The following is a 20,539-nucleotide window of genomic DNA, read 5'->3' on the forward strand; positions in this document are numbered from 1 at the left end:
GAGTTTACCTTGAGCCGGCCCCACAACCCAAGTTGCAGGACCGGCGATCCGATCACTTGCCGGCGTGGTAGGCAGCGCGCGAGGCCTCGAAACGCGCCTGAATGGCGCCCGAAGGTCGTTTGCCCAGCACGCTGGTTAGCCAGATGGCCAAGGCTGCGGACGCAAAGCCCGGGATGATTTCATACAGCTCGATCGGGCTGAAGTTCTTCCACAGCACCACGGTAACTGCCCCGGTGACGATGCCGGCCAGGGCGCCGTTGCGGGTCATGCCTTTCCACAATACCGACAGCAGCACCACCGGCCCGAATGCCGCGCCAAAGCCCGCCCAGGCATAGCTGACCAGCCCCAGCACGCGATTTTCAGGGTTTGCCGCCAGGGCAATGGCCACCAACGCCACCGCCAGCACCATGGCCCGGCCCACCCACACCAGTTCGCGCTGGCCGGCGCCCTTGCGCAGGAACGCCTTATAGAAGTCCTCGGTCAGCGCGCTGGAACACACCAGCAGCTGGCAGCTGAGCGTACTCATGACCGCCGCCAGGATGGCCGACAGCAACACGCCGGCAATCCACGGATTGAACAGCAGCTTGGCCAGCTCGATAAACACCCGCTCATGGTTTTCAGTAACCGCGCCGGCCTGATCCGGGTGCGCGGCGAAATAGGCAATCCCAAAGAAACCCACCGCCACCGTGCCGCCCAGACACAGGATCATCCACGCCATGGAGATGCGTCGCGCCTTGGCGATCGACTTCACCGAGTCAGCCGCCATGAAGCGCGCCAGAATATGCGGCTGGCCAAAGTAGCCCAGGCCCCAACCCAGCAGCGAGACGATGCCGATGAAGCTGGTGTTGCGCAGCATATCGAAGTTGGCCGGGTTGTTCGCCTCGATCGCCATGAACGTGGTGTCCACGCCACCGGTGGCCAGCATCACCACGATGGGCGTGAGGATCAGGGCGAAGATCATCAAAGTGGCTTGCACCGTGTCGGTCCAGCTCACGGCCAGGAAACCGCCGACGAAGGTGTAGGCAATGGTCGCCGCCGCGCCGGCCCACAGCGCCATTTCGTAGCTCATGCCGAAGGTGCTCTCGAACAGCCGGGCCCCGGCGACGATGCCCGACGCGCAATAGATGGTGAAGAACAGCAGGATCACCACCGCCGAAATGATGCGCAGCATCCCGCTTTTATCCTCGAAACGGCTGGCAAAATAATCCGGCAAGGTCAGCGCGTCACCGCAGTGTTCAGTCTGCACACGCAGGCGCCCGGCCACGAACAGCCAGTTCAGGTACGCGCCGATGATCAGGCCGATGGCGATCCAGCTTTCCGACAGCCCCGACAGGTAGATCGCACCCGGCAGACCCATCAGCAGCCAGCCGCTCATGTCCGAAGCCCCGGCGGACAGGGCAGTGACCACGCTGCCCAGGCTGCGACCACCCAGGATGTAGTCCGACAGGTTGTTGGTGCTGCGATAGGCCATCAAGCCGATCAGCACCATGACGGTGATGTAGATCACGAACGTGATCAATGTGGGGTTGCTCACACCCATGGCAAACGTCCTTTTCTAGTTGTTGTTATGTCGCAACCATAGGGTTGCACCTTTCTGCACGATGACCGCTGGCGCAAAAACGGGTTGCACCAGCGAAGTGCATTTTGGTGCGATCAGCGGACAGGGCGCAACCGATATGGCCTGCAAGTTGCACCTTGTTACAGAACAGTCGGCGAATGGCGGCAAAGCCCTGATTCTGCTTCTTTAGGGAGCATTGCTAGCGGTTTCCGCACCCCATTTGTGCAGATTCACCACACCCTGTGGGCAACCCGATGACAGGTGCAACTTTTCATCAAAATAAGGGTTGCACCTAGTTGCACCTTACCGTGAGCAACGGCTAATCTTGCCGCCGGCTTTATTGCCACACCTACGTGGCCTTGATGAGGACAAGAAATTGGCGACGACCACCCTGGGGGTCAAACTTGACGACCCTACCCGCGAGCGACTGAAAACGGCTGCACAATCGATCGACCGCACCCCGCACTGGTTGATCAAGCAGGCGATTTTCAATTACCTGGAAAAGCTCGAGGGTGGCGCCACCCTGCCTGAACTCAACGGCCACGCGCACCCGGCCAATGACGACGCCGGCGAACTGCAGGCCGACCACGCCCACCAGTGCTTCCTGGAGTTTGCCGAAAGCATCCTGCCGCAGTCAGTACTGCGCGCCGCCATTACCGGCGCCTACCGCCGCCCGGAACCCGAAGTGGTGCCGATGCTGCTGGAACAGGCACGCCTGCCGGCCGCCATGGCCGAGGCCACCAACAAGCTGGCCGCCGGCATCGCCGAAAAGCTGCGCAATCAAAAAAGCGCCGGTGGCCGTGCCGGCATCGTCCAGGGCCTGCTGCAGGAATTCTCCCTGAGCTCCCAGGAAGGCGTGGCGCTGATGTGCCTGGCCGAAGCGCTGCTGCGCATCCCCGACAAGGGCACCCGTGACGCCCTGATCCGCGACAAGATCAGCAACGGCAACTGGCAGCCGCACCTGGGCAACAGCCCGTCGTTGTTCGTCAACGCCGCCACCTGGGGCCTGCTGCTGACCGGCAAGCTGGTGTCCACGCACAACGAAGCGGGCCTGACGTCGTCCCTGAGCCGCATCATCGGCAAGAGCGGCGAGCCGATGATCCGCAAGGGCGTCGACATGGCCATGCGCCTGATGGGCGAGCAGTTCGTCACCGGCGAGACCATCGCCGAGGCCCTGGCCAACGCCAGCAAGTTCGAAGCCAAGGGCTTCCGCTATTCCTACGACATGCTGGGTGAAGCGGCGCTGACCGAGCACGACGCACAGAAATACCTGGCGTCCTACGAGCAGGCCATCCACTCCATCGGCAAGGCCTCCCACGGCCGCGGCATCTATGAAGGCCCGGGCATCTCGATCAAGCTGTCGGCGCTGCACCCGCGCTACAGCCGCGCCCAGTACGAGCGCGTGATGGACGAGCTGTACCCGCGCCTGCTATCGCTGACCCTGCTGGCCAAGCAATACGACATCGGCCTGAACATCGACGCCGAGGAAGCCGACCGCCTGGAGCTGTCCCTGGACCTGCTCGAGCGCCTGTGCTTCGAACCGCAACTGACCGGCTGGAACGGCATCGGCTTCGTTATCCAGGCCTACCAGAAGCGCTGCCCGTACGTGATCGACTACGTCATCGACCTGGCGCGCCGCAGCCGTCACCGCCTGATGATCCGCCTGGTGAAGGGCGCCTACTGGGACAGCGAAATCAAGCGCGCCCAGGTCGAGGGCCTGGAAGGCTACCCGGTGTACACCCGCAAGGTGTACACCGACGTGTCCTACATCGCCTGTGCGCGCAAGCTGCTGTCGGTGCCGGAAGTCATCTACCCGCAGTTCGCCACCCACAACGCCCACACCCTGTCGGCCATCTACCACATTGCCGGTCAGAACTATTACCCCGGCCAGTACGAGTTCCAGTGCCTGCACGGCATGGGCGAACCACTGTACGAACAGGTTGTAGGCAAGGTTGCCGATGGCAAGCTGAACCGTCCCTGCCGCGTGTACGCACCGGTGGGCACCCATGAAACGCTGCTAGCCTACCTGGTACGCCGCCTGCTGGAAAACGGCGCCAACACCTCGTTCGTCAACCGCATCGCCGACACCTCCATTTCCATCCAGGAACTGGTGGCCGACCCGGTCAGCACCATCGAGCGCATGGCCACCCAGGAAGGCAACACCGGCCTGCCGCACCCGCGCATCCCGTTGCCACGCGACCTGTACGGCAGCGAGCGCGCCAACTCGGCCGGCATCGACATGGCCAACGAACACCGCCTGGCGTCGTGGCCGACCCGGTCAGCACCATCGAGCGCATGGCCACCCAGGAAGGCAACACCGGCCTGCCGCACCCGCGCATCCCGTTGCCACGCGACCTGTACGGCAGCGAGCGCGCCAACTCGGCCGGCATCGACATGGCCAACGAACACCGCCTGGCGTCGTTGTCGTGCGCGCTGCTGAGCACTGCCCACACTGACTGGAAAGCTTTGCCGATGCTGGGTTGCGATGCCAGCAACGAAGCGGCCCAGGCCGTGCTGAACCCGTCCGACCATCGCGACGTGGTCGGTCATGTGCAGGAAGCCACCGTCGCCGACGTCGACAACGCCATCCTCTGCGCCATGAGCAACGGCCCGATCTGGCAGGCCACGCCGCCGGCCGAACGCGCCGCTATCCTGGAACGTGCCGCCGACCTGATGGAAGCCGAGATCCAGCCGCTGATGGGCCTGCTGGCCCGCGAAGCCGGCAAGACCTTCGCCAACGCCATCGCCGAAGTGCGCGAAGCCGTGGACTTCCTGCGCTACTACGCGGTGCAGGCCCGCAACGACTTCAGCAACGACGCCCACCGCCCACTCGGCCCGGTGGTGTGCATCAGCCCGTGGAACTTCCCGCTGGCGATCTTCACCGGCCAGGTAGCTGCGGCACTGGCCGCCGGCAACCCGGTACTGGCCAAGCCGGCCGAACAGACCCCGCTGGTAGCGGCCCAGGCCGTGCGCCTGCTGCTGGAAGCCGGCATTCCCGAGGGCGTGGTGCAACTGCTGCCGGGCCGTGGCGAAACCGTGGGTGCGCGCCTGGTAGGTGACGATCGCGTCAAGGGCGTGATGTTCACCGGTTCCACCGAGGTGGCGCGCCTGCTGCAACGCAACATCGCCGGGCGCCTGGACAGCCAGGGCCGGCCGATCCCGCTGATCGCCGAAACCGGCGGCCAGAACGCCATGATCGTCGACTCCTCGGCGCTGACCGAACAAGTGGTCATCGACGTGGTGTCCTCGGCCTTCGACTCGGCCGGCCAGCGCTGCTCGGCCCTGCGCGTACTGTGCCTGCAGGAAGACTCCGCCGACCGCGTGATCGAAATGCTCAAGGGCGCCATGGCCGAATCGCGCCTGGGCAACCCCGAGCGTCTGTCGGTGGACATCGGCCCGGTGATCGACGCCGAAGCCAAGGCCGGCATCGAGAAACACATCCAGGGCATGCGCGACAAAGGCCGCGCCGTGTACCAGGTGGCCATCGCCGATGCCGAGGAAGTGAAGCGCGGCACCTTCGTGATGCCAACCCTGATCGAGCTGGAAAGCTTCGACGAGCTGCAACGTGAAATCTTCGGCCCGGTACTGCACGTAGTGCGTTACAGCCGCAAGAACCTCGACCAGCTGATCGAGCAGATCAACGCTTCCGGCTACGGCCTGACCCTGGGCGTGCACACCCGCATCGACGAGACCATCGCCAAGGTGATCGACAACGTCAACGCCGGTAACGTCTACGTCAACCGCAACATCGTGGGCGCCGTGGTGGGCGTGCAGCCGTTCGGCGGCGAAGGCCTGTCGGGCACCGGCCCCAAAGCCGGCGGCCCGCTGTACCTGTACCGCCTGCTGTCGACCCGCCCAGAAGGCGCCATCGAGCACACCTTCAAGCGTGCTGACAGTGAGTCTGCCCCGGACGTGCGCCTGCGCGACGCCATGGCCAAGCCGCTGCAAGCCCTGCAAGCCTGGGCCGGGAGCAATCAGCATGCTGAACTGGCTGACGTGTGCAGCCAGTACGCCCAGCAATCGCAAAGCGGCGTGACCCGCCAACTGGTGGGCCCGACCGGCGAGCGCAACAGCTACAGCATCCTGCCGCGCGAGCACGTGTTGTGCCTGGCCGACCAGGAAGCCGACCTGCTGGTGCAACTGGCGGCCGCCTTGGCCGTGGGCAGCACTGCCGTGTGGCCGGAAGCCGAGCTGAGCAAGGCCCTGCGTGGCCGCCTGCCTAAGGAAGTGCAGGCACGCATCCAACTGGTTGCCGATTGGAACAAGGACGAGGCGGTGTTCGACGCCGTGCTGCACCATGGCGACTCCGATCAGCTGCGCGCCGTCTGCCAGCAGGTGGCCAAGCGTGCTGGTGCGATCGTTGGCGTACAAGGGCTGTCCCATGGCGAGAGCAACATCGCCCTGGAGCGTTTGGTGATCGAGCGGGCGTTGAGCGTCAACACCGCTGCGGCGGGCGGTAACGCCAGCTTGATGACCATCGGCTGATTGCTGCACCCTGAAAAAGGCGCCTGACCAGGCGCCTTTTTTGTGCCTGAACCTCCTTGTAGCCGCTGCCGCCAGGCTGCGCTGGCCCTTTTTGCACTGCAGATCCCCAGCGAGGCAGAGGGCCAGCGCAGCCTGGCGGCAGCGGCTACAGGGGTTATCGGGGCAGCGCCATCATCACCGCCATCTATCTTCCTGTTCCCTCCCCTCCCCACGCTTCTACACTCGGCGCATCAATAAAAGGGATTGCCGCCATGTCCGAGACTCTCCTCAGCGCCCGCAACCTGGCCTTCGAGCTCTACGAAGTGCTCGACGCCGAAGGCCTCACCCATCGCGAACGCTTCGCCGAACACAACCGCGAAACCTTCGACGCCGCCATCGGCACCGCCCGTACCATCGCCGAGAAGTACTTTGCGCCGCATAACCGCAAGGCGGATGAAAACGAGCCTCGCTATGAAAACGGCGCCGCCGTACTGATTCCTGAAGTGAAACCGGCCGTGGACGCGTTCCTGCAAGCCGGCTTCCTCAACGCCGCGCGCTCGTTCGAAGACGGCGGCATGCAGTTGCCTACCCTGTTATCCCAAGCGTGCTTTGCGCACTTCCAGGCGGCCAACGCTGGCAGCACCTCGTACCCGTTCCTGACCATGGGCGCCGCCAACCTGATCGAAAGCTGCGGCAGCGACGAACAAAAGCAGCGCTTTCTGCAGCCGATGATCGAGGGCCGCTTCTTCGGCACCATGGCCCTCACCGAGCCCCATGCCGGCTCGTCGCTGTCGGACATCCGCACCCGCGCAGAACCGGCCGCCGACGGCAGCTACCGGCTCAAGGGCAACAAGATCTTCATCTCCGGCGGCGATCACCCGCTGTCGGAGAACATCGTGCACCTGGTACTGGCCAAGCTGCCGGACGCCCCGGCCGGGGTGAAAGGCATCTCGCTGTTCATCGTGCCCAAATTCCTGGTCAACGATGACGGCAGCCTTGGCCCGCGCAACGATGTGCTGCTGGCCGGCCTGTTCCACAAGATGGGCTGGCGTGGCACCACGTCCACCGCGCTTAACTTCGGCGATAACGGCAGTTGCGTCGGCTATCTGGTAGGCAAGGCGCATCAGGGGCTGAGCTACATGTTCCAGATGATGAACGAGGCCCGCATTGGCGTGGGCATGGGCGCAGTGATGCTCGGCTACGCCGGCTATCTGTACTCGCTGGACTACGCCCGCGAACGCCCGCAAGGCCGCCTGCCCGATGCCAAGGACCCCACCGCCGCGCCGGTGGCAATCATCAACCACGCCGATGTGCGGCGCATGCTGCTGACCCAGAAAGCCTACGTAGAAGGCGCGTTCGACCTGGGCCTGTACGCGGCGCGGCTGTTCGATGACACCCTCACTGGGGAGAGCGATGAAGTGCGCCGGCAGGCCCATGAACTGCTCGACCTGCTGACGCCTATCGTCAAATCCTGGCCCTCGGAGTTCTGCCTGAAGGCCAACGAATTGGCCATCCAGATCCTGGGCGGGCACGGGTATACCCGTGAATACCCGGTGGAGCAGTACTACCGTGACAACCGCCTGAACCCGATCCATGAAGGCACCCACGGTATCCAGTCCCTGGACTTGCTGGGCCGCAAGCTGGCGCAGAATGGCGGTGCGGGGCTCAAGCAGTTGATGCGATTGATCAGCGAGACCTGCGAGCGCGCCCAGCCCCACGCATCCCTGACACTGCTGCGCCAGCCGCTTGAGCAAATGCTGACGGCCTTGCAAGGGGTGACGCTGAGCCTGCTGGGTGATCTGGCCAAGGGGCAAATCACTGCGACATTGGCCAACTCGGCGCTGTACCTGAAGGTGTTCGGCCACACGGTAGTTGCCTGGCGCTGGCTGGAGCAGGCGATTCGAGCGCAGGAGGGGTTGGACAAGGGCAATGCGGCCGATAGCGAGTTTTATCAGGGCAAGTTGCAGGCAGCGCGGTACTTCCTGACCTGGGAGCTGCCGGCCTGTCATCACGACCTGCATTTGTTGCAGAGCCGTGACGATACTTGCCTGGGCATGAATGACACCTGGTTCTGAAACCGAGATGTAGCCGCTGCCGCCAGGCTGCGCTGGCCATCCCGTGCGCTGGAGATCTCCAGCGAGGCACACGGCCAGCGCAGCCTTCGGCAGCGGCTACCGTCATGAACCATCGGAAATACGAAGCTTTTTGACATAGGTACATTTGCACAGGTTAGAATCCCTTGGCACGCGGCCTGCATGATGCACGCCGCTTCGCCACCTCAGTTTTAGGGAGTACTGCCTTTGAATGCGACGACCATCAACAGCCTGTTCTTGATCGGCGCGTTGCTGGTAGGCGCTAGTATTCTGGTCAGCTCCCTGTCCTCGCGCCTGGGCATCCCCATTCTGGTGATCATCCTGGCCGTAGGCATGGCCGCCGGCGTCGACGGCGGCGGTATCATTTTCGACAACTACCCCACGGCTTATCTGGTCGGCAACCTGGCACTGGCGGTGATCCTGCTCGACGGCGGCTTGCGAACCCGGGTCGCCAGTTTCCGCGTGGCGCTATGGCCGGCCTTGTCGCTGGCCACCGTGGGCGTGCTCATCACCACTGGCCTTACCGGTGTGCTGGCCGCTTGGCTGTTCAACCTCAACATCATCCAGGGCCTGCTGATCGGCGCCATCGTCGGCTCCACGGACGCCGCAGCGGTGTTCTCGCTGCTGGGCGGCAAGGGCCTGAACGAACGGGTAACGGCCAGCCTTGAGATCGAGTCGGGCAGCAACGACCCCATGGCGGTGTTCCTCACCGTCACCCTGATCGACATGCTGGCCAGCCACCAGACCGGCCTGCACTGGAGCCTGCTGGGCCACCTGGTCCAGGAATTCGGCATCGGCGCCATCATCGGCCTGGGCGGCGGCTGGGTGATGCTGCAACTGGTCAACCGCATCCACCTGGCTGGCGGCCTGTACCCGATCCTGGTCATCGCCGGCGGCCTGGTAGTGTTCGCCCTGACCAACGCCCTGCACGGCAGCGGCTTCCTGGCCGTGTACCTGTGCGGCCTGGTGATGGGCAACAAGCCGATCCGCAGCCGCCACGGCATTTTGCACATGCTCGACGGCATGGCCTGGCTGGCACAGATCGGCATGTTCCTGGTACTGGGCCTGCTGGTTACCCCCCACGACCTGCTGCCAATCGCCGTGCCCGCCCTGGTCCTGGCGCTGGGCATGATTCTGGTGGCGCGGCCATTGTCGGTGTTCGTCGGCCTGCTGCCGTTCAAGGCCTTCCATGGCCGCGAGAAAGCCTTTATTTCTTGGGTGGGCCTGCGCGGCGCAGTACCGATCATTCTGGCGGTGTTCCCGCTGATGGCCGGCCTGCCCGAGGCGCAGCTGTACTTCAACCTGGCCTTCTTCATCGTCCTGGTATCGCTGCTGGTGCAAGGCACCAGCCTGCCGTGGATGGCCAAGCTGCTGAAGGTCACCGTGCCGCCGGATCCGGCGCCCATTTCCCGCTCGGCGCTGGAAGTGCACGTCACCAGTGAATGGGAGCTGTTCGTCTACAAACTGGGCGCCGAGAAGTGGTGCATTGGATCCCCGCTGCGCGAGCTGAAAATGCCCGACGGCACCCGTATCGCGGCCCTGTTTCGGGGTCAGGAACTGCTCCATCCGTCGGGTAGTACGGTATTGGAAGTGGACGATCTGCTGTGCGTAATCGGCCACGAACACAATTTGCCAGCCCTCGGAAAGCTGTTCAGCCAGGCGCCGCAACGGGGTCTGGATTTGCGTTTCTTCGGCGACTTCGTGCTCGAAGGGGACGCAGAACTGGGGCCTGTAGCCGCGTTGTACGGTTTGCAGCTCGATGGCCAGGATCCGCAAACGCCACTCAGCCAGTTCATCATGCAGAAGGTTGGCGGCGCGCCGGTGGTCGGCGACCACGTGGTGTGGAACAACACAATCTGGACTGTGGCCGTGATGGACGGGAACAAGATCCACAAAGTGGGCGTCAAATTGCCCGAAGGAAGCAGCCCAGGTCCTGGACTCTTCCTCTAAACTGCCATTCTCTTTCGAGCTGTAACGACTTTTCTACTATGCCCTCACTGCGCTCATTGTTCTCCGCAGCCCTGCTTGGGCTGTGCCTGACTGTCACTGCCGTTCACGCAGCCGACCCGCCCACCAGTGAATCGGTGCAGCAAAGCATCGACAAGATCGCCGACCGCAAGCTGTCCGACGCCGACCAGAAAGCACTGCAACAAGTGCTGGAACAGACCCTGACCTACCTGGGCAACCGCGACGACAGCAACAACCAGTTGCCGGCCCTCAAGAAGCAGCTGACCGAAGCCCCGCAGGTGATCGCCGAGAACCAGCACGAGCTGACCAAACTCAAGGCCACCAAGATAATCCCGGTGGCCCAGCGCTACGCCAACCTGTCGGTACCGCAGCTTGAGCAACTGCTCAATGACCGCGGCGCCCAGCAGGGCGATCTGCAGAAGCAGCTGACCGAGGCCAACAGCCTGAGCATCACGGCCCAGACCCGCCCGGAGCGCGCGCAGACCGAAATCAGCAACAGCCAGGCGCGCATCACCCAGATCAACGGCATCCTCAAGGCCGGCAAGGACAACGGCAAAGTCGTGTCCGCCGACCAGCGCAACCAGTTGCTGGCCGAACAGGCTTCCCTCAATGCGCTGATCGCCCTGCGCCGCCAGGAACTGGCCGGCAACACCCTGCTGCAGGATTTGGGCAACAGCCAGCACGACCTGGTGTTCGAGAAAATCGCGCGCATCAGCCAGGAAATCCAGGACCTGCAGTCGCTGATCAACGAGAAGCGCCTGGCCCAGTCCCAGGAGACCGTCACCCAGCAGTCCATCGAAGCGCAAAAGGCCGGCGGCAGCAGCGTGATGGCCACCGAGAGCGCCACCAACCTGAAGCTGTCGGACTACCTGCTCAAAAGCACCGACCGCCTCAACGACCTGACCCAGCAGAACCTGCGCACCCAGCAGCAACTGGACAGCCTGACCCAGAGCGACCAGGCGCTGGACGAACAGATCAACGTGCTCAAGGGCAGCCTGCTGCTGTCCAAGATCCTCTACAAACAGAAGCAGGCCCTGCCGCACCTGAAGGTGGACCGCAACCTGGCGGACGAGATCGCCGATATCCGCCTGTACCAGTTCGAGGTCAACCAGCAGCGCGAAGCCCTGAGCAGCCCCACCGCCTATGTCGATGGCCTGATCGCCGCGCAGCCGCCCGAGCAGGTCACCCCGCAACTGCGCAAGCAACTGCTGGACCTGGCCGTAACCCGCAGCGACCTGCTGGAGCGCCTGAACCGTGAGCTGAGCGCCCTGCTCAACGAATCCATCACCCTGCAACTGAACCAGAAACAATTGCTCAGTACCGCCCTGAGCCTGCGCGCCACCCTGGACGAGCAGATGTTCTGGATCCCCAGCAACAAACCGCTGGACCCGGACTGGCTGGAAGGCGCGCCGTCGCACCTGAGCAAACAGCTGACCACCCTGCCCTGGGCCTCCAGCCTCAGCGAACTGGCCGACGGCCTGGTGCAGCGCCCGCTGTTCTTCGTGCCGCTGCTGTTGCTGATCGGCGTGCTGCTGTGGCGCCGCAGCTACCTGCACGACCGCCTCAACCGCGTGCACAAGGACATCGGCCACTTCAAGCGTGACAGCCAGTGGCACACGCCCCAGGCATTGCTGGTAAACGTATTGCTGGCCATCCCGGTGGGCCTGGGCCTGGCCCTGTGCGGCCTAGCCCTGCAGCTCGACGCCCGCGGCCAGAACGCCAGCCTGGGTTCGGCCCTGCTGCAAATGGCCCAGGCCTGGCTGGTGTTCTATACCGCCTACCGGATTTTGGCGCCGGGCGGTGTGGCCGAGGTGCACTTCCGCTGGCAGAAGCCGCAAGTGGAGTTCCTGCGCAACTGGGTACGCCGCCTGGGCATTGTGGTCATGGCCCTGGTGGCCGTGGTGGCGATCGCCGAACTGCAGCCTTCGGCCCTGGCCGACGATGTGATCGGCATTGTCGTGGTGCTGACCTGCTACGCGCTGATGGCCTGGCTGCTCAGCCGCCCTGCTGATCAGCAGCCCCACCCACCGCAACACCTCGCTGTTCCGCAAGGCGGTGGGCGTGGCCTTCACCGCACTGCCGGTGGCGCTGTTTATGGCGGTGTGCTTTGGCTACTACTACACCGCGCTGAAGCTGACCGACCGGCTGATCGACACCCTGTACCTGCTGATGCTGTGGCAGGTGATCGAAGCCGCTTTTGTCCGTGGCCTCAGCGTGGCAGCGCGGCGCCTGGCCTACCAGCGGGCGCTGAGCAAACGCCAGGCCGCCAAGGAAAGCGGCGACGGCGAAATCCCCATCGAAGAGCCGACCCTGGACATCGAGCAGGTCAACCAGCAGTCGCTGCGCCTGATCCGCCTGGCACTGATGGGCGTGTTCATCGCCGGCCTTTACTGGGTGTGGTCGGACCTGATCAGCGTGTTCGCCTACCTGGACAACATCACCCTCTACGAGTACACCAGCGGCACCGGCGCCACCATGAGCATGGTGCCGATCAGCCTCGGCGACCTGTTGGGCGCGCTGATCATCGTCGGTATCACCGTGGCCTTGGCGGGCAACCTGCCCGGTCTGCTGGAAGTGCTGGTGCTGTCACGCCTCAACCTGGCCCAGGGCAGCGCCTACGCCACCACCACGCTGCTGTCGTACGTGATCATCGGTATCGGCTTCGTGTCGGCGCTGTCTACCCTGGGCGTGAGCTGGGACAAACTGCAATGGCTGGTCGCAGCACTGTCGGTAGGCCTGGGTTTCGGCATGCAGGAGATCTTCGCCAACTTCATCTCCGGCATCATGATTTTGTTCGAGCGCCCGGTGCGCATCGGCGACACCATCACCATCGGCAGCCTGTCGGGCACGGTCAGCAAGATTCGCATCCGCGCCACCACCATCACCGACTTCGACCGCAAGGACATCATTGTCCCGAACAAGACGTTCATCACCGGGCAACTGATCAACTGGTCGCTGACCGACACCATCACCCGCGTCACCCTGAAGCTGGGCGTGGACTACGGCTCGGACCTGGACCTGGTGCGCTCGCTGCTGCTCAAGGGCGCCCAGGAAAACTCGCGGGTGCTCAAGGATCCGTCTCCCAGCGTGTATTTCCTCAACTTCGGCGAAAGCACCCTGGACCACGAACTGCGCATGCACGTGCGTGACCTGGGCGACCGCAACCCGGTACTCGACGAGATGAACCGCTACATCAACCGCGAGTTCAAGAAGAACAACATCAACATCTCGTTCCGGCAGATGGAGGTGTACCTCAAGAACACCCAGGGCCAGGAATTCAAGATGGTGCCGCTGGAGAAGGTCGATCAACAGCTGCTGCCCAACGTACAGGCGCAGCCCAAGACCCGTCCCGAGCCACCCGACACTCATCTGGACTGACTGGACGCAACGGCCATACCCCAGCAGAATGCTTGGACATTCTGCTGGAGATGGCCGTTGAAAGCCCTCGACGAACTGACCTTCGACAACCGCTTCGCCCGCCTGGGCGACGCGTTCTCAACCTCGGTACTGCCCGACCCCCTCGACAACCCGCGCCTGGTGGTAGCCAGCGACGCGGCCATGGCGCTGCTGGACCTTGAGCCCACCGAGGCCCATTCCCCGGTATTTGCCCAGCTGTTCGGCGGCCACAAGCTGTGGGCCGAGGCAGAGCCGCGGGCGATGGTCTATTCCGGCCACCAGTTCGGCGGCTACAGCCCACGCCTGGGCGACGGCCGCGGCCTGCTGCTGGGCGAGGTCTACAACCAGGCCGGCAAGCATTGGGACCTGCACCTCAAGGGCGCTGGCCTGACACCTTACTCACGCATGGGCGATGGCCGCGCGGTGCTGCGCTCCTCGATCCGCGAGTTCCTTGCCAGTGAAGCCCTGCACGCCCTGGGCATCCCCAGCAGCCGCGCCCTGTGCGTGATCGGCTCCGACACCCCGGTATGGCGCGAAACCCAGGAGCGCGGCGCCATGCTGCTGCGCCTGGCGCCCAGCCATGTGCGCTTCGGCCATTTCGAGTATTTCTACTACACCAAGCAACCCGAGCAGGCCAAGGTGCTGGGCGAGCACGTGCTGGCCATGCATTTCCCCGAATGCCTGGAGCAGCCCGAGCCCTACCTGGCCATGTTCCGCACCGTGCTGGAGCGCAACGCCGAGCTGATCGCCAAATGGCAGGCCTACGGCTTCTGCCACGGGGTGATGAACACCGACAATATGTCGATCCTGGGCATTACCTTCGACTTCGGCCCTTTTGCCTTCCTCGACGACTTCGACGCCAACTTCATCTGCAACCACTCCGACCACGAAGGCCGCTACAGCTTCAGCAACCAGGTGCCGATTGCCCACTGGAACCTCAGCGCCCTGGCCCAGGCGTTGACGCCGTTCATCAGCGTCGAAGCCCTGCGCGAGACCCTGGAGTTGTTTTTGCCGCTGTACGAGGCGCATTACCTGGACCTGATGCGTCGGCGCCTGGGCTTCACCCGCGCCGAAGACGGCGACAAGGCCATGGTCGAAGAACTGCTGCGCCTGATGCAGAACAGCGGTGTGGACTACAACCTGTTCTTCCGCCAACTGGGTGATCAGCCAGCGGCGGCGGCCGTGGCCGTGCTGCGTGACGATTTCGTCGACCGCGAGGGTTTTGATCGCTGGGCAGCGGGCTATGTACAACGCACCGAGCGCGACGGCGAGCCGGCCACGCGTACCGTGCGCATGCACGCGGTGAACCCGCTGTACGTGCTGCGCAACTACCTGGCGCAGAAAGCCATCGACGCGGCGCAGCAAGGCGATTACGAAGAAGTGCGGCGCCTGCATCAGGTGCTGACGCGGCCGTTCGAGGAACAGGTGGGGATGGAGGGCTACGCCCAGCGCCCGCCCGAGTGGGGCAAGCACCTGGAAATCAGCTGTTCCTCCTGATAAGCAGCCGCTGCCGCCAGGCTGCGCTGGCCCCCGAGTACGCTGAAAATCCGCTGTGCAGCGCAGGGCCAGCGCAGGCTTCGCCAGCGGCTACGGGTCAGATGAATACATCTGCCGAGACGCCGAAGCGCGCAGCAAGCGCTCGGACTTGCCGCAGGTTCAACTGGCGTTTGCCACTGATGAGTTCGGAAATGACTGATTGCGGGCCGACTTCGGGCAGATCGCCTTGCTTGAGCCGATGCTGCTCCAGCAAAAACTTCAGTACCTCACCGCCCGATGCCTTGGGCATGGGGCGGTGATGCCGGTCATAATCGGCAATCAGGTCCCCTAGGTGATCGACAAGCCCTGAAAGCGGATGTTGCTCATCCGCGCCAGTCAGGCAAAGCAGTTCGTCCAGCGAGACCACCAAGGCGTCGTAGTCTTGCTCGGTAACGGGTTTGGCAAGCAATGGCGATAACAGCTGCCAATGCTCGGTCGCGAATTTGATCGAACGGTTCAAAACGCTTCCTCCTTCCATTTGCCCTTTGTGTATTGGGCATGATCCAGAATGGACCTTATGTAGATACGTTGGGCGCGGTATCGAACGATAGCGATCAGCCTCAACTTGTTGCCGCCGATATCGAAAACATGCAAATCACCCACCTTGTCTGTGGCGGGGAAGGTCATTTTCATTGCGGCGAAATCATGGGGGCAACCGCTCTTGGCGAGCCTATACCATGCATCCAAAGCACTTGCCGCTCGCGGCCAATTGGCCTTTGCCTCCCAAATTCGCTATTCGCTGATCACGTGCATCAAATCGTCCATATCGCATTTTGCTATGTGGAAAACGATGGCACAACAAAGAAAATAGCAAAATGCGATATTTCCGCTGATCGGGTAGGACCATTCCCAACCGCTTGTAGCCGCTGCCGCCAGGCTGCGCTGGCCCCCGAGTACGCTGAAAATCCGCTGTGCAGCGCAGGGCCAGCGCAGGCTTCGCCAGCGGCTACAGGGATCGCAGCAGCCAGTCCAGGCCCATATGCACGTGCACGGTGGTGCTGTCGACCAGCGGCAGGGGGCTTTGTGCACCGTCCAGCAGCATGCCGATTTCGGTGCAACCCAGGATTGCAGCCTCGGCACCCGCAGCGCCAAGGCATTCAAGGCAGGCCAGGTAATACTCGCGGGAAGCTGGCTTGATCACGCCTACACACAGTTCAGCGAAGATGATGCGGTCGACCTCTGCCATTTCCTCGGGCGTGGGCACCAGCACCTCGATGCCGAAGTGCTCGGCCAGGCGCACGCGATAGAAGTCCTGCTGCATGGTAAACCGCGTGCCCAGCAAGGCGACCTTGCGCACGCCTCGCTGTTGCAGGGCCTGGCCGACGCCATCGCCCACATGCAGCAGGGGAATGTCCACGGCCGCCTCAATGGCGTGCGCCACTTTGTGCATGGTGTTGGTCGCCAGCAACAGCGCCTTGGCACCCGCCCGCTCAAGCCCCTGGGCCGCGGATGCCAGTTGCAGGCCCGCGGTGTCCCATTCACCTGATTTTTGCAAAGCCGCGATGCCGGCGAAATCAACCGAGTGCAATAGCAAGGGTGCCGAGTGCAGCCCGCCCAGCCGATCACGCACACCTTCATTGAGCTGCCGGTAATAGACCGCGGTGGACTCCCAGCTCATGCCGCCCACAATGCCCAGGGTTTGCATCGACGTCGCTCCTGCCTTGAATGCCAAACCTCAAGGCTACCCCCCAGTATGGGCATTCGGCAGATACAGCAACACAGTGATCAATGGGCACAGTTGCCACTCGGGTTAGAATGCTGGGCAACTGACCTATCGAGCGCACGCCATGTCCGAACCCCTGGTTATCCCCTGCCCCCACTGCAATGGCCTGAACCGCATCCCCGCCGACCGCCTGGGCGACAGCCCCAAGTGCGGGCGCTGCAAGGGCGAAGTGATCCTGACCAAGCCCTTCGACCTGACCCAGGGCGACTACGCCAGCCAGATCAAGGGCGACCTGCCGTTGCTGGTGGATGTGTGGGCCGAATGGTGCGGGCCGTGCAAGTCGTTCGCACCGACTTTCCAGCAGGCCGCTGCGCAATTGAGCGGGCGCTGCCGCCTGGCCAAGCTGGACAGCGAGGCCAATCAGCAACTGGCGGGGCAGTTGAACATCCGTTCTATTCCCAGCTTGATTCTGTTCAAGAATGGTCGCGAAGTGGCGCGGCAGAGCGGCGCGTTTCCGTTGCCGCAGCTGTTGGGTTGGTTGGCTTCGCAAGGAATCTGAAGCGGGCAAACAAGGCTGACAACGCTGATCCCACAGACAAAATTGGCCCGAAACAGATGTGGGACCGGGCTCTGCCCGGGAAGCGCCGCGCGGGCGGCGCTCGATCTCAAGGGCGCCGAAAAACCCACGACATGCACCTTCAAGCCTTGATGCAGGCTCATGGCAGGCGCATCGGGTTTTCTTCGAAAGGTTCGGCTGGAGATCGCGTCATGGCCGCCAGGTGCTAGTCGATTTTTTTCTGTAGCACTCGAGATCGAGCGCCGCCCGCGCGGCGCTTCCCGGGCAGAGCCCGGTCCCACATTTGTTGCAACGCGCCATGGCCTGTTGGATTGGCGTTGTCAGCCTTGTGTGTTCGACATCACGGCTGTGTGTTTGTGCCAACATTCAAGCCGCGTTGTTCTCCAGCAAATGATGCAGCTCCACAAACTGCAACGTCAGCTTGTGCCGCGGGTCCAGGTGGATCAGCGGCAGGCTGGCCTGGTGCGACTCGCGCATGCGCACCGAGCTGCTCAGGTACACCGGCAACACCGGCAGCCCCTCGGCAATCAGCTCATCGAGCATCTGCTGCGGCAGGCTGGCGCGCGACTGGAACTGGTTGACGACGATGCCTTCCACCTCCAGGTCTTCGTTGTGATCGTCGCGCAGGTCACCGATCTCGGCGATCAGGCCGTACAGCGCCTGGCGCGAGAAGCTGTCACAGTCGAAAGGGATCAGCACGCGGTCGGCGGCAATCAGGGCAGACACCGCATAGAAGTTCAGCGCCGGCGGCGTGTCGATGTAGATGCGGTCGTAATCATCGGCCAGCTCATCCAGCAGCTTTCGCAGCTTGTTGATCTTGTGCTTGGCCTCAAGCTTGGGCTGCAGGTCGGCCAGCTCCGCCGTGGCGGTCACCACGTGCAGGTTGTCGAAGGGCGTTTCGTAGATGTCCACGGTGTTCTTCTTGGCAAACGGCCCCGAGGCCAGGGTCTGCTTGAAGAAATCGGCGATCCCCATGGGGATGTCCTCGCCCGTCAACCCGGTCAGGTACTGGGTCGAGTTGGCTTGTGCATCCAGATCGATCAACAGCGTTCGATAGCCTGCCTGGGCACTGACGGCCGCCAGGTTGCAGGCAATGCTGGACTTGCCTACGCCACCTTTCTGATTGAACACCACACGCCGCATGGGTAAACCTCCGTGTACCAGTGAATGGGCCAGTGTAGATGGCGGCGCTGCGCATTAGCCAGCACCTTTGGATCAGAGGGGTCCTACAGCCGTTTCGGAAGTGGTCGTCTGTGAAGATTGTGCCTCAGGCCCTAAGGTTCGCGGCCGGCCTGCCGACTTAAAAACAGGCTTTTTGACATCATCCTCGATGGCTGCGAAAAAATGACGGCCGGACACAAACCACGACCGTCTGTAATGTTTTGTAGCGGGCATGTAACCAATGTTTGCTACCGACAGCACTCATCCGGATAATGCGCGCCACTTCGGTACTGTGCCGTTACAAAGCGAACCGCAGACCCGAGTCGATTCCCATGGAATGGAAGCCCGAAAGGGCCGGAAAACCTACAGTGATCAACTTCAACATCGCACAATGGCAGGCCTGGGCTCCAGGGCTGACCTCGGCGGACGACTGGCTGAAATGGAGCCACGCACCGTGCCGACTCGATTGTGGCGATGCAGCCCCCGACGTGTCGTTCCTGCCGGCCATGCAGCGCCGCCGCCTGGGCCGTTTGGCGCGCATGGCGTTTCATGTGGGCTGGCCGCTGGCCGATGCCCGCCCGCCCATGCCGCTGGTGTTCATGTCACGCCACGGCGAAACGCCGCTCACGTTCAATATTCTCGGCGACCTGGCCGCCCGGCAGCCGCTGTCGCCCACCCAGTTCAGCCTCTCGGTACACAATGCGGTGATCGGCCTGTGGTCCATCCTGCGCGCCGAAACCAGTGAGATGACCGCCCTGGCGGCGGCCGGCGACGGCCTGGAACATGGTCTGATCGAAGCCGCGGCCTTGCTCGACGATGGCGCCGAAGCAGTGCTGTTGATCATCAGCGAAGAACAGCCACCTGCCGCCTACGCCCAGTGGATCACCGATATCCCGTTCCCCTATGCCGTTGGCCTGGTGATCACCGCCGGCGACGACTGGAGCCTGAGCCTGACCCCGGCATCCACTGATGCCCCGGCGTGCCAATGGCCCCACGCCCTGAACCTGCTACGCGCCCTGGTCACCGACCAGACTGACTGCCACCACGTATGGAAACGCCGCGCATGGAACTGGCAACGCAACCGCTGAGCAAGGCCCGCGACGCCTGGCTGTGGCGCCTGGTGGCCACCGCCAGCAGCTTTGCCCTGTTCGGGCTGGGCGGGCTGTGCCTGCGCCTGGTGATTTTCCCCCTGTTGGCGCTGCTGCCTGGCAACCCGGCGGCTCACCGTCAACGGGCACGGCGCACGGTCAGCCAGTTGTTCTGGCTGTTCATCCGTTTCATGGCCCGCACCGGCGTGCTGACCTACGAAGTGAGCGGCGCCGAACGCCTGGGCCGCCCCGGCCAGATGATCATCGCCAACCACCCGTCGCTGATCGACGTGGTGTTCCTGATCGGCCTGGTGCGCGATGCCAACTGCGTGGTCAAGCAAAGCCTGTGGCAGAACCCCTTCACCCGCGGCCCGGTGCGCTCCACCGGCTACATCAGCAACGACGGCAGCATGGACATGCTCGATACCGCCGTCAGTGCGCTGGAGCAGGGCCAGACCCTGATCATCTTCCCCGAGGGCACGCGCACCTGCCCGGGCAAGGCCCCCACCTTTCATCGTGGCGCAGCGGCCATTGCCCTGCGTGGCGCCCAGGTGATCACTCCGGTGGTGATCCAGGTCAGCCCCACCACGTTGACCAAGGCCGAACCCTGGTACCGCATTCCGTCGCGCCGCGTGCATTTCAGTCTGCACGTTGGCGCCGATATCGAACCACAGGCGTTCGCCGCCCAAGGCCCCGCGCCAAAGGCATCGCGCGCGCTCAATGACCATCTGCACCACTACTTCATCAAGGAGCTCGCCCTCAATGAGCGCTCTGTACCCTGAGCTGAACCACGAAATAAAGCTGTTGATCATCGATGCCCTGGGCCTTGAAGACATCAGCGCCCAAGACATCGGCGACGAGCAGACCCTGTTCGGCGAAGGCCTGGGCCTGGACTCGGTCGACGCCCTGGAACTGGGCCTGGCGATCCAGAAACGCTTCGGCATCAAGATCGACGCCGACGCCAAGGACACCCGTAATCATTTCACCAACGTGACCAGCCTTGCGGCGTTCGTCACGGCAAAAAAGGCCGCGTGA

General features: G+C 63.4%; 12 protein-coding genes and 3 pseudogenes. 10 read left to right on the top strand and 5 right to left on the bottom strand.

From position 1 onward, the window contains the following. Positions 1 to 52: 52 nt before the first annotated feature. Complete coding sequence (putP, locus tag ACZ9GA_RS26125) at positions 53 to 1,540, bottom strand: sodium/proline symporter PutP (protein ID WP_457359717.1); 1,488 nt, start codon at positions 1,538 to 1,540, stop codon at positions 53 to 55. Between the two features lie 394 nt (positions 1,541 to 1,934). Between putP and ACZ9GA_RS26130 the strand changes: the two are divergent. From ACZ9GA_RS26130 to selO, 6 genes and pseudogenes are all read left to right on the top strand, one after another. Then, positions 1,935 to 3,812, top strand: a pseudogene (locus ACZ9GA_RS26130) (proline dehydrogenase family protein); the annotation flags it as partial. Between the two features lie 152 nt (positions 3,813 to 3,964). Beyond that, positions 3,965 to 6,043 (top strand): annotated as a pseudogene (locus ACZ9GA_RS26135) (L-glutamate gamma-semialdehyde dehydrogenase); the annotation flags it as partial. Positions 6,044 to 6,294: 251 nt separating this feature from the next. Further along, positions 6,295 to 8,097, top strand: coding sequence for an acyl-CoA dehydrogenase (locus tag ACZ9GA_RS26140; protein WP_457359714.1), 1,803 nt, complete (start codon positions 6,295 to 6,297; stop codon positions 8,095 to 8,097). 225 nt (positions 8,098 to 8,322) lie between these two features. Next, positions 8,323 to 10,065 carry a potassium/proton antiporter gene (locus tag ACZ9GA_RS26145; RefSeq protein WP_457359712.1) on the top strand — a complete coding sequence of 581 codons (1,743 nt, stop codon included), beginning with the start codon at positions 8,323 to 8,325 and terminating at the stop codon, positions 10,063 to 10,065. A gap of 38 nt (positions 10,066 to 10,103) precedes the next feature. Continuing rightward, positions 10,104 to 13,461 (top strand): annotated as a pseudogene (mscK, locus tag ACZ9GA_RS26150) (mechanosensitive channel MscK). Positions 13,462 to 13,518: 57 nt separating this feature from the next. Then, on the top strand, positions 13,519 to 14,976 hold the full coding sequence (gene selO, locus ACZ9GA_RS26155; protein WP_457359709.1) for a protein adenylyltransferase SelO: 1,458 nt from the start codon (positions 13,519 to 13,521) through the stop codon (positions 14,974 to 14,976). A gap of 97 nt (positions 14,977 to 15,073) precedes the next feature. Here the strand turns inward: selO and ACZ9GA_RS26160 are convergent, their stop codons facing one another. From ACZ9GA_RS26160 to ACZ9GA_RS26170, 3 genes are all read right to left on the bottom strand, one after another. Continuing rightward, positions 15,074 to 15,475, bottom strand: a complete 402-nt coding sequence (locus ACZ9GA_RS26160; protein WP_476227134.1) for a helix-turn-helix domain-containing protein — start codon at positions 15,473 to 15,475, stop codon at positions 15,074 to 15,076. Further along, positions 15,472 to 15,744, bottom strand: a complete 273-nt coding sequence (locus ACZ9GA_RS26165) for a type II toxin-antitoxin system HigB family toxin (protein ID WP_457363648.1) — start codon at positions 15,742 to 15,744, stop codon at positions 15,472 to 15,474. Before ACZ9GA_RS26165 ends, ACZ9GA_RS26160 begins: the two co-directional genes overlap by 4 nt. A gap of 217 nt (positions 15,745 to 15,961) precedes the next feature. Then, the gene (locus ACZ9GA_RS26170; protein WP_457359705.1) at positions 15,962 to 16,660 is read right to left on the bottom strand and encodes an aspartate/glutamate racemase family protein; all 699 of its coding nucleotides are present in this window, start codon (positions 16,658 to 16,660) and stop codon (positions 15,962 to 15,964) included. A 142-nt stretch (positions 16,661 to 16,802) separates the two neighbouring features. Here ACZ9GA_RS26170 and trxC point away from each other — a divergent pair, with 142 nt between their 5' ends. After that, positions 16,803 to 17,237 (top strand): thioredoxin TrxC, encoded by a 435-nt coding sequence (gene trxC / locus ACZ9GA_RS26175; RefSeq protein WP_457359703.1) that lies wholly within the window; start codon positions 16,803 to 16,805, stop codon positions 17,235 to 17,237. Positions 17,238 to 17,621: 384 nt separating this feature from the next. Here the strand turns inward: trxC and ACZ9GA_RS26180 are convergent, their stop codons facing one another. Next, complete coding sequence (locus ACZ9GA_RS26180; protein WP_457359701.1) at positions 17,622 to 18,398, bottom strand: ParA family protein; 777 nt, start codon at positions 18,396 to 18,398, stop codon at positions 17,622 to 17,624. A 350-nt stretch (positions 18,399 to 18,748) separates the two neighbouring features. On the opposite strand from ACZ9GA_RS26180, the gene ACZ9GA_RS26185 reads away from it, so the two are divergent. The 3 genes from ACZ9GA_RS26185 to ACZ9GA_RS26195 are packed head-to-tail and all read left to right on the top strand — an operon-like array spanning position 18,749 to position 20,539. Beyond that, positions 18,749 to 19,504 carry a beta-ketoacyl synthase chain length factor gene (locus ACZ9GA_RS26185; RefSeq protein WP_457359699.1) on the top strand — a complete coding sequence of 252 codons (756 nt, stop codon included), beginning with the start codon at positions 18,749 to 18,751 and terminating at the stop codon, positions 19,502 to 19,504. Then, positions 19,480 to 20,286 (top strand): lysophospholipid acyltransferase family protein, encoded by an 807-nt coding sequence (locus tag ACZ9GA_RS26190; RefSeq protein WP_457359698.1) that lies wholly within the window; start codon positions 19,480 to 19,482, stop codon positions 20,284 to 20,286. The genes ACZ9GA_RS26185 and ACZ9GA_RS26190 overlap by 25 nt, the downstream gene beginning before the upstream one ends. Continuing rightward, the gene (locus ACZ9GA_RS26195; RefSeq protein WP_457359696.1) at positions 20,267 to 20,539 is read left to right on the top strand and encodes a phosphopantetheine-binding protein; all 273 of its coding nucleotides are present in this window, start codon (positions 20,267 to 20,269) and stop codon (positions 20,537 to 20,539) included. Before ACZ9GA_RS26190 ends, ACZ9GA_RS26195 begins: the two co-directional genes overlap by 20 nt.

The sequence above is a fragment of the Pseudomonas sp. TE3644 genome (assembly GCF_056278815.1).